The following is a 13678-nucleotide window of genomic DNA, read 5'->3' as shown; positions in this document are numbered from 1 at the left end:
CCCCTAAAACCCTTGACCGAAACGGATACCTTAGCCTTTCAGGTGAGGCGGGCCGAGATAGACCAACCGCGGGTTTAACTTCGCGAGTTTAAGCTGATTATGCCGATGCAACTCTAGCGCCTGCGCGACCGTTTTAGCTTCCATCAACAAGGCGGCAGGGTGGGAGGAAGTACCCTCCCCTGCCGCGAACAAGCTTTGGACAAAGCCCCACCTTGTCCGTAATGTGATCGGGAGGCCGGGGCGCGGCGGTGCTCAGCGGATGTGACGCGCGAGATCTGCGACCCTACCCATCAGCACTTCCATCGGTCCTCGCTGGAAGACGCGCAGCCAAAGCACCGCAAAAGTGCTGATAACCACGATGAAGCCAAAGAGCGTGGACAGGCTCTCGTCTTTGAAAATGTTTATCTTCATAAGATAGGCTATTCCCGCAATGTGCAGCACATAGGCCGTCAAAGACATCGAGCCGACTGCGATTATTGGCCAGACCAGCTTTCGCAGACGCGGGAGCGCATCCACAGCGAGCATGCAAGCCGCCAAGATGATCATTGCGCAACCGGTGCTGCCCACGATCGAAAGCGTCGTTTCGCTATGAGGTGCGGCTATCCATGACGACTTGACTATAAATGACGACTTGGAAGGCTCAAAAGCGCCGTCAACGTCAGACCACCACAAGGAGGTTTCAGTCAAAGCGCGGGAACTCAGCGCGAGCAAGGATCCCCCATGGCCCAACACGGCCAGCGCGACCCCCGCCAGACCAAGGCGCCAATGCGCTGCTAGCGTATTAAGATTAAGGCGCGCGATGGCCATGCCAGCGATGAGGAAAGGAACCCAGGTCACCGCGGGATAGTAGCCGTTGACCATGAGGTTGAAGACCGGGTCGAGGAGGTTGGGGGCAACCGACAGAAGGGAGGAACGGACTTGCGGGAGAACTAATGCCGTAGCGGCAGCGATCAAGCCCAGCTGATATGCGCTGAGCCGATGGAGCGGCAATACCAACAAGAAGCAAATTCCGTAGTATTCTAGGATGACTTCGACCTGGGTACCGAGGCAGCCCAGGATTGAGCCAAGCGCGAGCAAAACAAGGGCACGAATTGCGACTCTGGCGATGGCCTGTCTACCGGCTATCCCCGACTTCGGCGCCTTGCGACCTGTAATCAGGAGGATTGAAAAACCGGCCAATACGGCAAACAGGGCCGACGGCCGCCCATGGGTTAGTTCCATCAGAAACCCGACTAGTCCTCCTTCGCCGGGGTCGGGACCAGATGGGCGGCATACATCCCGAAGACAGCCAGGCCCCGAGCGAGGTCGATGCCGACCAGCCGATCTACTACCGACCCATTCCTAGCGTCGGCAACCGGTGCCTTCATTACCATGGTAGATTCCCTTGTTGGGTGTGTGGACCGCGGGAGCCGCGATAGGAGAGCCGGTCGGCTGCTGCCGTCGCCTCGTGAAAGGGTTCAAAACATCGCGCCATCTGGCGCATCGAGCTGGCGACAGAGCTGTTCAGCCATTAGCCTGGGGTAAGAACAACAGATCGGCTCACAAAGCCTGTGTCACGGACCTGAAAAGTGGTGTCGCGGAACCGTCGTTTTTTTGCATGATGGCTAAGCCGAGAGATCCACTGCACCGACGAGAGACTCAGCGACGTTGGATATCCGATCAGTACGCCGCGGCTCCGCCGGTGACGATCACCCCGGGTGTCAAGGCCAGGGCGTAAACCTGCCATAATCTGTGGTAGTGCGCCCGCGACCAATCCGTTCGACAAAGCTCGGCGCATGGTCGAGCCAATCATATTCTTCCATGTGGCTGTTGCCTGAAAAACCGAAGACGCCGTTCGCTGGTCCAGCTGTTCCAGACCTCGGCCTGCGTCGGTCATTAGAACCGGCGCGCCTGTTTCCCAAATCAATTTGCTGATGCAGCCGCCGGGGGTCACATTGAGCAAAAGTGCCGAGGTCAGGACGGGTTTCATAGGGGCTCTTCGTTTGGCTTTGTTAACGACCCCTTTCTTGCAAGTTGTAGCTGACAGCAGCCTGAAAGCTCCCCAAATAATTCGCTGCCGCCGGTTCAGCCTATTGTCAGCTTCGACCAATAAGATGGGAGCCTTGCCCTCATACCGGAGCTCGGCAGCATGATGCGAATACTGCTCACTGAAGACGATAAGGACCTTGGAAGTGCTATGCACGATCATTTGGTGGCTGGTGGCCACGCGGTCGACTGGGCCAAGAACCTGTCCGAAGCGCGCGATTATGCAGCTGTGGTCGGCTACGACCTTATTTTGCTCGACGTTCACCTGCCGGACGGCAATGGGATCGACTATCTGCGGGAGCTGATCAAGGAACTTGAATCGGCACCGGTCATCATTCTGACAGCCTGCGATCGGATTTCGCATCGCATCGAGGGCTTCAACGCTGGAGCCGACGACTATTTGGTCAAGCCGTTCGATCTGGGGGAACTCTCAGCGCGTATCCATGCAGTGGCACGTCGCCATGGGCATTTTCCGGAGCCGCAATTTTCGGTTGGGACGCTTTCCATACAGGCAGCCGAGCGACGCCTCTTCCGCGACGGGCAGGAGGTCTACCTGACTTGACGCGGATGGGCGGTGCTCGACTACCGTCTGCCCCAGCCCTGCACGGTCGTTTCAAAAGGGAAGATCGTGGACGCGCTTTTCGGCAGACGGCGCTGATTCATACTCTAAAAGAAAATTCGGCTTCCAGTTGCCTTGGCCATGACTGCCCTTCCCGAGAGATGGGTGACAGTTCATTCCGGATAGATGGGTTACACTTTCGGCCCTTTGCAAGGAGAGCAAGGTGCCTTGGAAGGAGTGTAACGTCATGGAAGAGCGGCTGAAGTTCGTCGCCCGGCTGCTGGACGGCGAGAAGATGGCGGTGCTTTGCCGGGAGTTCGATATCTCGCGCAAGACCGGCTACAAGATCCTCACGCGCTACAACGACAGCGGCCTGGAGGGGCTGACGGACCGATCGCGGCGGCCCTATCGCCACGCCAATCAGCTTCCGTTTCAAATCGAGAAGCTGATTGTGCGCCTCAAGCAAGACAAGCCGACATGGGGTGCGCCGAAGATACGCGAGCGGCTGGCCCGGCTGTATCCGGATGTGCACCGGCCCGCGATCTCGACCGTGCATGCCGTGCTCGACCGCCACGGCATGGTCGAGCGCCGCAAGCGCAGGCGCAACAGGGCGACGGGGACACCACTTTCAAACGGCTGTCGCCCTAACGATCTTTGGTGTGCCGACTACAAGGGCGAGTTCGGCAGAGAACACGGCCGGGACAGGGGATCACAAACACTTGACCGTTCCAGACCCTGGCAGTGGCGCATCGATTGACCGTTGGCTCTGTTCGTGGGCACCGAAAATAGGGCCTTCTTGGTCCTCGGCAGAGAATATGGCCCGGACGGGGGATAACAAACACTTGACCGTTCCAGACTCTGGCAGTGGCGCATCGATTGACCGTCGACTCTGTTCGCGAGCGCCGAAAATACGGACGACCCCTATGGTCAAAGTGCACTTCTGACCTGCTAGGCACTGTTCGATAACTGGAGGCACCCGCTACGGTGCCCTCGTATTTAAGACACCTGTCAGTTTCAAGCCTGGACATTGACGCGTGGCGCGGCTGCCATTCGTTGACCGCCACGTCGAATTGCCCGCCAACCAGTGTACAGCCGCCGGTGGTCACATTGAGCAAAAGTGCCGAGATCAGGAGGGGTTTCATAGGGGCTCTTCGTTTGGCTTTGTTAACGACCCCTTTCTTGCAATTGTAGCTGACAGCAGCCTGAAAGCCCCCAGATATTCGCTGGCGCCGGTTCAGCCTACTGTCAGCTTCGATCAATAAGGCAGGAGCCTTGCCCTCATACCGGAGCTCGGCAGCCTGATGCGAATACTGCTCATTGAAGACGACGACGACCTTAGAAGTGCTGTGCACGATCATTTGGTGGCTGGTGGCCACGCGGTCGACTGGGCCGAGGGCCTGTCCGGAGCGCGCGGTCATGCAGCTGTGGCCGGCTACGACGTTATTTTGCTCGACGTTCACCTGCCGGACGGCAATGGCATCGACTATCTGCGGGAGCTGATCAAGGGGCTTGATACAACGCCGGTCATCATTCTGACAGCCCGCGATCGGATTTCGCATCGCATCGAGGGGCTCAACGCTGGCGCCGACGACTATTTGGTCAAGCCGTTCGATCTGGGGGAACTCTCGGCACGCATCCGTGCAGTGGCACGTCGCCAAGGGCATTTTCCGGAGCCGCAATTTTCGGTTGGGACGCTTTCCATACAGGCAGCCGAGCGACGCCTCTTCCGCGACGGGCAGGAGGTCCACCTGTCTGGACGCGAATGGGCGGTGCTCGACTGCCTTCTACGCCGGCCCGGTTCGGTCGTTTCAAAGGGGAGGATCGAGCACGCGCTTTATTCATTCAATTCGGAGTTCGAGAGCAACACAGTGGAGGTTTATGTCAGCCGGCTCCGCAAGAAGATCGGCGGGGATAGAATAGCAACCGTGCGTGGCTCCGGATACAGGCTCGTGGTCACATGACGAACTCGAACAGCATGACGAGAAAGCTGCTATCGTGGTTAGGCGGGGCAACGCTCCTGGTTTGGATCGCCGCCCCAACCATGGCTGCGTTCATTTTTTGCAATAATGTAAACGAAAGTTCGGATGACTTGCTCCAGGGGAGCGCAAAGTACAGACAACCAGAGCTGATCAAGGTCTTGAATGGAAAACACGTTGATCAATACAATAACAACTTTCCCACTTACGAAAAGTACTTTACCTATCGTGAGCAGGTTATTAATAAGTACGGGATAGTGCTTATTTCTGAACCGGAAGAGGGTCAGCAGCCCTTCCCTGATGCTCCCCTGAGTAACGGCTTTTGGGGAAACGCTGATTACCGCGTCTACACAGAGGAGATCCAAGACGGCGTGTATCATCAGTTGGCCGAACCGCTTCATGGCCGCCGTACCACAATCGCGAAGGGCGCACTTTTTGTCTTCCTTCCGACACTCGTGCTCCTGCCCTTTAGCTTAGCTGTTTGGTGGATCGTGATCCGGCGCTCGCTGCGGCCAATCGAGGTACTGCGACAGCAGATCGGATCGCGCGACGGCGGCAATCTGTCACCAATGGACTTGGGCGATTTCCCGGCAGAGTTGGCTCCAATCGCGGCATCCGTCAATCGGCTTCTCGATCGTCTGCGGGCGGCTCTCGAGGCCGAACGCGAGTTCGCCGCAAACAGTGCGCATGAACTGCGCACGCCGATCGCAGGTTCAATCGCTCAGATGCAGAGATTAGTGGCCGAGCTTCCCAATGGGTCGGCCAAAATGCGTGCGCGCGGAATCGAGCAAGCGCTGTCGAGCCTTGGCCGCCTTGTCGAAAAAGTGCTTCAGCTCGCTCAAGCCGAATCGGGGGTTGGCATGGCGGATCACGCGATCGATCTTGTCCGATCGGTTCGGCTGGAAATCGACGACCTGAGGAAAAAGCCGCAATATGCCGGACGCCTGCATCTTAACGTCGACGGCTGCCCCACTTTGATGCGCAAAGTGGATGTCGATGCGTTTGGGATCCTCCTTCGTAACCTGATCGAGAATGCGCTGATACATGGACTGCCCACTGTTCCGACAACAGTTTCCGTCCAAACTGATGGAACCATCGCTATTGCAAACGCCGGACCGGTGGTGCCCCTCCCCGACCTCGAAGGGCTTACAAAGCGATTTAGTCGTGGTGCTACTCCTGCTGCGGGCTCAGGCCTTGGTCTACATATCGCTAACATGGTTATCCAGCGGATCGGTGGCAGTCTAGAGCTTGCGTCGCCCGCCCGCGGTCGCAATGATGGTTTCGAGGCGATCATACGAATTCCTCAATGACACCGGTGAATTCGACGACAGTTGGACACAGGGCGGATTGCTGGCAAGGCTGCTGACAGGGCGAACTGTACGGCAGTATGTATACGGCGTAGAAATCGTACTTCACACAACGCATTTCGGCCGCGGCAATCAATGCCGCTATCATCGTCTGAGCAGTTCGATCGAAGCGACACGACATGATCGGCAAAATCGAAGGCTCCGCCTCACCGCTCGCTCGATTTCGCCCGGGGAGAAAAAAGGCCATCCGAGAAAGTGCAAGCCGCCGCGCAAAGGCGACGTGTCCAATTGTCTGGGTGCCCCTGTGCGCCGGCCCGATCGGGTTGGCGCAGGTCCAGTAAGGACCCGGACCAACCATTCCATTTAGACGACCGGCAGGTTTTAATCGGCGTCCGGATCGCCGTCCCAAAATGCCCCAAGTATACGGCTAGAAAGGCTGCCAACGATCGAGCTTTGGTCGGAGGCGTGCTTGTCAGCGTCTTGGGTGCTTGACCGGCCTTTGCAATGGCCATCGCCATCGCAAGTATCGTGCGTGGCCAGTGAGACCGCAATTTCATCAGCCTGGAGCCGACCGTATCGGTGCTTTTTTATGATTTAGGGATTTTTCGTTTTCCTCTTGGATCATCACGGGTTTGGAGAGGATCTGGTGTTAAGTGCCATTCGGAGCGCCGGCGAACCGCCCGAAATTAATGTGGTCGAGTGATGAAGCCTCCCGAATGCGTTAAACGAGACCCTTTATGGCGGCCCTGGCTGACAACAGTCTGAAAGCTGCAAGCGGCATGCGAAAATGGGGCGATCCTGAATGACGACAGATGCTATCAACATGAAAGAGGCTCGCCCTGAAAGCTGAGCACGCTTTATGCTCAGGCTGCTGACAAGGCCAAAGCAGCGTAAGTGCGTAGTGAAATCCAAGGTCCACATGGGTCGTCGCGCGTCCCGTGCGCCTGGGAAGGCGCCGGCCCGGCCAAGCTTTCCCAGATCGTCCGCATGATGCTTCGCTGAGCGTCAATGGACGTTGGCGCGAGACCAAGGCGTCGTGCGTTGCAATCCGGACGGTCCAGGGTATCAGGAGTTTCACGGCCTCGGCCCGCTTGGCTGGCCACAGTTGAAGCTCCAACGTACCGGCTGGCACCGGGAAATTGGGCTCTGCGCTGCCTCAACGCTGATGGCACGGTCAATGCTTGCCTACCGATGGGGCCGCCCATGCCGTGATGCTGTCGGTCGACGTTCGCAAACCAGACCCTCGCGAGACCCAGCGAAGGGGCTCGCCGGTACGACGAGGGACCTTACCTCTTTATGCGCGGCATCATTATCGAGGATGACATGTTGCCTTACACGTCGTCCCTCGCGCTCGGGTCTTTGTGGGGCGGATGAAGTCCTGATCGCGGTGGCACTGCTGCATGTTTGCGTAAGACCCATCCAGTCACGATCGCGCTGTCCTTCGATGTCGCGGTGCTGATAGGCGGGCAGATCGGTGTGCGCGGCGCCCGCCAAAGGATCGTCGTCACGCCGGAGGAGGCGAGCGTCATAGCCGGCGCGCCGGCGAAAGGCGCTTTCTGTCGGATGCCCGACAATGTCGGATATCGCAAGTATCAAGGTTGGATCAAACCTTGCGAATCGGGGCTTTCTTACTTGGCACGGGGCATGCTCAGGTATCCGCAAACACCCAATGGATAACGAGCAGACTTCCCATGGCCTCACCATGCCGAAAGTTTCCCGGACGCATCCAAAGATGAGGCTCGCGTCAGGCCCAGCAACACGCTGACGGCTCATGTGGCTCGGCGTCGCGTGCCGATCCACTTTCTCCCAATAGGCGTTCAGGAGACATAGATCCTTCAAAATGAGGAACAGATCACTTTGCCAGGAACGCAGCCCATAACCCCACTCTCCCTATCAGAACTACCAAGCAAGCCCCGCACTCATGGGCTTCGCAGGACGTCCGTTGCGTCCGAGTTGGTCGGCGCGGGGACGGCTCCGATCCCCGTCGCACGGGAGGACGGCAAGGCGAGGGATTTCGTGCTCGACAACGGCATGGAGGTGGTCGTCATTCCCAACCACCGGGCGCCGATCGTCACCCACATGGTGTGGTACAAGATCGGCAGCGCCGACGAGCCGCCGGGAAAATCCGGCATTGCCCATTTTTTCGAGCATCTGATGTTCAAGGCGACGACCAACCATGCGGGCGGCGAATTCGACCGCGCAGTGTTCGAGATCGGCGGCTCGCAAAATGCCTTCACCTCCTCCGACTACACCGCCTTCTATCAGACAGTGGCGCCGTCGGCGCTCGAGCTGATGATGAGCTTCGAGGCCGACCGAATGCGAAACCTCATCCTGACCGACGATGTCGTCAAGACCGAGCGCGACGTGGTCATCGAGGAGCGCCGCTCAAGCACCGACACCAACCCGCAGGACGTGCTCCATGAGGAGATCGACGCGACGCTGTGGCAGAACCAGCCCTATCGCATCCCGATCATCGGCTGGATGCAGGAGATCGAGCAGCTGAACCGCGTCGACGCCACCGCCTTCTATGAAAAGTACTATTGGCCCAACAACTCCGTGCTGATCGTGGCCGGCGATGTCGAACCGGACACGGTGCGGGCGCTGGCCGAAAAGACCTATGGCAAGGTGGCGCGTGGACCTGACCTGCCGCCGCGCATCCGGCCGGTTGAGCCCGAGCAGAACACCAGGCGCACCGTCACGCTCTCAGACGCCCGCGTCAGCGTGCCCAGTTTTTCGACGCAGTGGGTGGTGCCGTCCTACCACACCGCCAAGCCGGGCGAGGCCGAAGCGCTCGACCTGCTGGCCGAAATTCTCGGCGGCGGTAACCGCGGCCGGCTCTACCAGGCGCTCGCTGTCCAGCAAGGTATCGCTTCCAGCGCCCGCGTCTATTTCCAGGGCACTATGCTCGACGACACCAAGTTCGCCATCTATGGCGCACCGCGCGGCGATGCCAAGCTGGCTGATCTCGAAGCGGCGGCCGCTGCCGAAGTCGCCCGCATTGCCGAGGATGGTGTCAGCAACGAGGAACTAGGCAAGGCCAAGGACCACTATTTGCGCAATATGATCTTTGCGGAAGACAACCTGGACTGGCTCGCCAGCATCTACGGCTCGACGCTGGCCACCGGCGGTACCGTGAAGGATGTCGAGGAACGGCCGAATCGCATCCGCAAGGTTACCCCCGAGCAAATCAAAGCAGTTGCCGCCCGCTATCTCGCGTTCGACCGTTCGACCACGGGCTATCTCTTGCCCAAGACGCAGAATCAAGAGATGACGCTCGGCGCTCGGCCCCATGCTGCGATGAACATCCAGGAGGTGAAGTCCGAAAAGGGCATCATCGCCTGGCTGGTGGAGGACCACACAGTGGAAATCGTCAACATCGGCTTTGCCTTCAAGGGCGGCACCAAGCAGGACCCGGTCGGGAAGGAGGGGATGGCCAAACTGATGGCCGGCCTGTTCATCGAAGGCGCTGGCCATTACGACAGCGATGCCTTCCAGGTGAAGCTCGACCATGCCGGCGCCGAAATGAGTTTGGACGCGCAAAGCGACGACATCTACGGATCGGTGTGCATGCTTTCCAAAAAGCAGGACGCGGCGTTCGGCCTGCTTCGGCTCGCGCTGAACGCGCCGCGCTTCGACCAGGGGCCGATCGATCGCGTCCGCGCCGAGATTGTCTCCCGCATCGTCGGCAGCGAGCGAGACCCTAACGCCACCGCTCAGCGCAAATGGCTGCGCGCGATCTATGGCGCGCATCCTTGTTCAAGGCCGGGAGAAGGCACAAAAGAGAGCCTCCCCGGCATCACGCCGTCCGACCTCCGCGCCTTCCACCAGGCCATTTTCGCTCGCGACGGGCTCCATATTGCCGTGGTGGGTGACATTGACGCGAACACGTTGAGGGAAAGGCTTGACCAGCTGTTTGGTGATTTGCCTGAGCAACAAACCCTCGTCCCCGTCTACGATGTCGCGCCGAAACTCGGTCAACTGGTGGAGGAGAACTACGACCTGCCGCAGACTTCGCTGACGTTGGCCTGGCCTGGCGTGAAGCCTAGCGCGCCGGATTTCTACGCGGCCGTGCTGCTGAACGACATCCTTGGCGGCTCATACTTGACTTCCCGCCTTTACGAGGAGGTACGTCAAAAACGCGGCCTTGCCTATCACGTCAGCTCTGAACTAACCCTTGACTCGCTTCTGGTTACGACAGAGACACGCTCGGACTGCGCTGCCCAAACACTGAGCATCGTGCGAGATGTGGTAAAGCAGATGGCGCAGCAAGGACCGACCGGGGCCGAGCTCAAGGCGGCGAAGAAGCACCTGATCGGCGCCTATGCCATCGACCAACTGGGCTCGACCCGCTCGATTGCAGACCGGCTCCTGGATTTGCAGATTCACAAGGCCGACGTCGACTACAACCAGCGTCGCGCCCGCAGCATCGGTCGGGTGACGCTCAAACAGGTCAAGGCGGCGGCCAAAAAGCTGCTTTCGGCCGAGCCCGCCATTTTGGTGGTCGGCCCGCCGCTGGGCGGCAAGGATGAGTAAAGAAACTCATCTCACCTTCCTTCTTCATCGGGGCTTCTCGTGGGAAGAGCGTTGGAGGCCCGTGGGCCAAGCAGATCATGCAGACGCGCGGAGTCGTTTTCGCCGACCTTGCGCGGCATTGGCGGTCCGGCGGCCTCTCGCCGAAATGGCGCTCCTCAGCATGTATGCCGCCTTTTTGCAGAATTCAGTCGCATGCCACCAGCAGGCATGGTGGATGAAGCAAACATCCGACTGCTTAATCCATCAATTGATGAACCGCGGGCACTCAAACTAACGAAACTGCTGTCTTTTCATCGGGCTAGCGTGGTCTACCAGCTGCTTTGCCGAGGCCCTACGACGAACCCACTGGTGCAGAATACACACTGACGGCCTGTCGACCTGGATGTTCGCTGCGTTGAGGAGGAATCCGGTATTGCCCCTGTGCCTGCCGATGATCCGCCGTCTGAAATCCCCGCACCTGTTTGGAGCCATCGACCGCCTGCCGGCACTCGGCAGACCAGTTGGCAATAAGACGTTCGAGGTCGTCAATCCGTCGACCGGCGAAGTTTTGGCAGAGCTTCCCGATATGGGCGTGGAGGAGACACGTGCTGCGGTAGACAAGGCCTATGTTGCGCAGTCGGGATGGGCCGCGTTGACGGCCCGAGAACGTAGCGACGTTCTTTGGCGATGGCATCAGCTGATCATCGACCATGCAGGCGATCTCGCCGCGATTCTGACTGCGGAAATGGGCAAGCCGCTTGCCGAAGCCATTTCAGAGGTATCGCATGCGGCGGCGTATCTGCAATGGTATGCCGAGGAGGCCAATCGCGTCTATGGGGAGACGATCTCGGCACCCTCGACAGACCGCCGAATGCTAGTGATCAAGCAGCCCATCGGCGTTGTTGGCACGATCACGCCATGGAATTTCCCGGCCTCCATGGTGGCGCGCAAAATCTCGCCGGCCTTGGCTGCGGGCTGCACAATCGTGCTCAAGCCCGCTGAACAGACGCCGCTTGTGGCTGGCGCAATGTTCGCCCTCGCCCATCAGGCCGGCTTTCCCGATGGCGTGGTCAACCTGATCTATGCGTCCGAAGGTGATCGCGTGGGCCGTGAACTCTGCACCAATTCCAAGATTCGAAAGATCAGCTTCACCGGTTCGACCGAGGTCGGACGGCTGCTGATGCGTCAGTGCTCTGACCAGATCAAGAAGGTCAGCCTTGAACTCGGCGGCAATGCACCTTTCATCATCTTCGATGATGCCGACATTGACGGTGCTGTTGACGGTGCGGTCCAGGCGAAGTTCCGCAATGCCGGCCAGACCTGCGTTTCCGCGAACCGCATTTACGTCCAATCGAGCGTTCACGATGAGTTCGTCAAGAAATTCGTGGAAAGAATCCGGCACTTGTCGGTTGGCGACGGATTCGATGCCGGAGTGGACATCGGACCGCTCATCGACAAGCATGCTCTGGCCAAGATCGAGTCTCACATCGCAGATGCCATTGCGAAAGGCGGCACAATACGATGCGGGGGCCAGCGTATCGGCAAGAATGGCACGTTTTTCGAACCCACGGTCCTCACCGAGATTTCCAGCGTCATGGCAGTCGCGCAAGAGGAGACATTCGGGCCGCTCGCGCCGATCATTCGCTTCAACGATGCGGATCAGGTCGTGCGCGAGGCCAATGACACGATCTACGGCCTCGCCGCATACTTCTATGCCTCAAACCTGAAGCGGGTCTGGCGTGTGGCAGAGGCTCTGGAATATGGCATGGTTGGCATCAACACGGGACGCATGTCCTCGGAGGCGGCACCGTTTGGCGGGATCAAACAATCCGGCATCGGGCGGGAGGGTTCCCGTCATGGCCTCGAGGACTATCTGGAAATGAAATATCTTTGCATGGGCGGGATTTGAAACCTGCTGCACTGTCTCTCCGCCCCACCGGGGGGCGGCCTGCGGTCAATGCCGCCACCTAATTGGAAGTTCCAAACGCCGTTGACCTGAAACACGGATGCCCGGCAGGAGACTGAGCTCGCTGCCGGGCCGGACATGCCTTGGGAGGGCATAAGTCAGCGCTCCTAGGGCCGATGGGCCACTCAGTTCGTGCGCCTTTTGCCGATTGCGTTGCATGTGCCGTGCCAAGCCAAAAAGCATTGATAAACCGCCGATGGATCAGCTTTTGCCCTGTTGCGCATTCTACATTGTGGGATATGCGACAATGCCCAAGCGGTTGAATCGTCGTGTTGCAGACCCCCAGACGGGTCATGACTGCTATTCTTAGGACAGTGCGCAGCAAGCCGCTACTCGCTGCACTCCAGGCACACCATTTCCATAATCAAGCGGTGGGTGCTATGTCTGACCGAGCTGTCGACCAGGGAACGGTGTGAGGCCTCAAATCCCTCCATATTGTTGCACCCGCCGGTCCAACAGGACTGCAGGTCCGGACTCAAAGGATCTTGGCTGCTATGGCGACATTGCGGTGCACGCCGCTTTCCGACCAATGATGTGCGTCCAGGTCGAGGCCGGCCCTAATGAACCACCGCCTTGGCACCCTCGCCCATCTCATTTCGGCATCGACAAGCTAGACCAGAGCGCACTTGCAAGGCGCCATGCAGTCCTGTCGGCGGGCGAACTGTTGGTGACGGGTACAGCTGCGAGCGAACGTTCATCCACCGACGCACAGCGCGGACTGTCGCTTTTCAAATTAGGAAATCTCTGTAGCCACCATTCATGAGCGCGCGGCCACGCGAGACGGCCCGACGGATGCGGTCGCGCAGATGATCGCGAGGATCCGCCCAGTCGGCATGGACGCGCCGTTGACCGATGAGAACTTCGGCGAGCTCGCGATGAGGTGCTCCGGCGAGCGAACCGTCGAGCGCACGAAGAACGAAGGACAAACGAACGCCGCGCTTTTCCGGCGCAAACAAGCGGGGGGGCAACTGTTGCCCTAGACTGAGAGCATTGAGGCACTCCAGTCCCCTCAGTCGATGCTTTAAAAGCACCGCGGGCCAGATGGCTTGCGTATGCAGGCAAACACGGTGGAGGATATTCGCGCCCGAGACGGCGAGCTGCAGCGCGTGGTCCGCATTGCGAAGAAGAACATGCTGGCTCTTGTCGGGCGCCAGCAGGACGATTGCACGACAGGGCAATGCCGAGAGTTCGAACGGCGGTGTCGGCGACGAGGCAGGCAACCGTTCCGCAATGACCGGCAGCACATGGACGCACCAGAGCGGACACCAGAATACGACCGAAGCGCGGCCACAAGACTCCGCGAAACAGAACACCCCAGCGTGACAGGTCGCCG

General features: G+C 59.1%; 9 protein-coding genes and 2 pseudogenes. 7 read left to right on the top strand and 4 right to left on the bottom strand.

Features of this window, described 5'->3' with window-relative positions; all coding sequences use genetic code 11:
* Positions 1–252: 252 nt before the first annotated feature.
* From RQ479_RS24975 to RQ479_RS24965, 3 genes are all read right to left on the bottom strand, one after another.
* On the bottom strand, positions 253–1221 hold the full coding sequence (locus RQ479_RS24975; protein ID WP_245486682.1) for a DUF418 domain-containing protein: 969 nt from the start codon (positions 1219–1221) through the stop codon (positions 253–255).
* A gap of 11 nt (positions 1222–1232) precedes the next feature.
* On the bottom strand, positions 1233–1373 hold the full coding sequence (locus RQ479_RS24970; protein ID WP_245486683.1) for a hypothetical protein: 141 nt from the start codon (positions 1371–1373) through the stop codon (positions 1233–1235).
* A 137-nt stretch (positions 1374–1510) separates the two neighbouring features.
* On the bottom strand, positions 1511–1969 hold the full coding sequence (locus RQ479_RS24965; protein WP_128289091.1) for a hypothetical protein: 459 nt from the start codon (positions 1967–1969) through the stop codon (positions 1511–1513).
* 159 nt (positions 1970–2128) lie between these two features.
* On the opposite strand from RQ479_RS24965, the gene RQ479_RS24960 reads away from it, so the two are divergent.
* From RQ479_RS24960 to RQ479_RS24930, 7 genes and pseudogenes are all read left to right on the top strand, one after another.
* Positions 2129–2587 carry a response regulator transcription factor gene (locus RQ479_RS24960; RefSeq protein ID WP_224570033.1) on the top strand — a complete coding sequence of 153 codons (459 nt, stop codon included), beginning with the start codon at positions 2129–2131 and terminating at the stop codon, positions 2585–2587.
* A gap of 220 nt (positions 2588–2807) precedes the next feature.
* Positions 2808–3284 (top strand): annotated as a pseudogene (locus RQ479_RS24955) (helix-turn-helix domain-containing protein); the annotation flags it as partial.
* 601 nt (positions 3285–3885) lie between these two features.
* Positions 3886–4545 carry a response regulator transcription factor gene (locus tag RQ479_RS24950; RefSeq protein WP_024505389.1) on the top strand — a complete coding sequence of 220 codons (660 nt, stop codon included), beginning with the start codon at positions 3886–3888 and terminating at the stop codon, positions 4543–4545.
* A gap of 80 nt (positions 4546–4625) precedes the next feature.
* A complete protein-coding gene (locus RQ479_RS24945; protein WP_050580534.1) occupies positions 4626–5870 on the top strand; it encodes a HAMP domain-containing sensor histidine kinase in 1245 nt (414 codons plus the stop codon).
* A 1950-nt stretch (positions 5871–7820) separates the two neighbouring features.
* Positions 7821–9128: pseudogene (locus tag RQ479_RS24940) on the top strand (M16 family metallopeptidase); the annotation flags it as partial.
* Between the two features lie 6 nt (positions 9129–9134).
* Positions 9135–10400 (top strand): pitrilysin family protein, encoded by a 1266-nt coding sequence (locus tag RQ479_RS24935; protein WP_245486685.1) that lies wholly within the window; start codon positions 9135–9137, stop codon positions 10398–10400.
* A gap of 430 nt (positions 10401–10830) precedes the next feature.
* On the top strand, positions 10831–12288 hold the full coding sequence (locus RQ479_RS24930; RefSeq protein ID WP_376702831.1) for an NAD-dependent succinate-semialdehyde dehydrogenase: 1458 nt from the start codon (positions 10831–10833) through the stop codon (positions 12286–12288).
* Positions 12289–13073: 785 nt separating this feature from the next.
* Here the strand turns inward: RQ479_RS24930 and RQ479_RS24925 are convergent.
* Positions 13074–13589 carry a DUF2285 domain-containing protein gene (locus tag RQ479_RS24925; RefSeq protein ID WP_245486876.1) on the bottom strand — a complete coding sequence of 172 codons (516 nt, stop codon included), beginning with the start codon at positions 13587–13589 and terminating at the stop codon, positions 13074–13076.
* Positions 13590–13678: the final 89 nt, after the last annotated feature.

Origin of the sequence: Mesorhizobium sp. ISC25 (genome assembly GCF_042295465.1) — a bacterium.
Classification (GTDB): domain Bacteria; phylum Pseudomonadota; class Alphaproteobacteria; order Rhizobiales; family Rhizobiaceae; genus Mesorhizobium.
The sequence above is the reverse complement of the archived record's forward strand: the minus strand, read 5'-3'. Positions and strand labels throughout refer to the sequence as shown.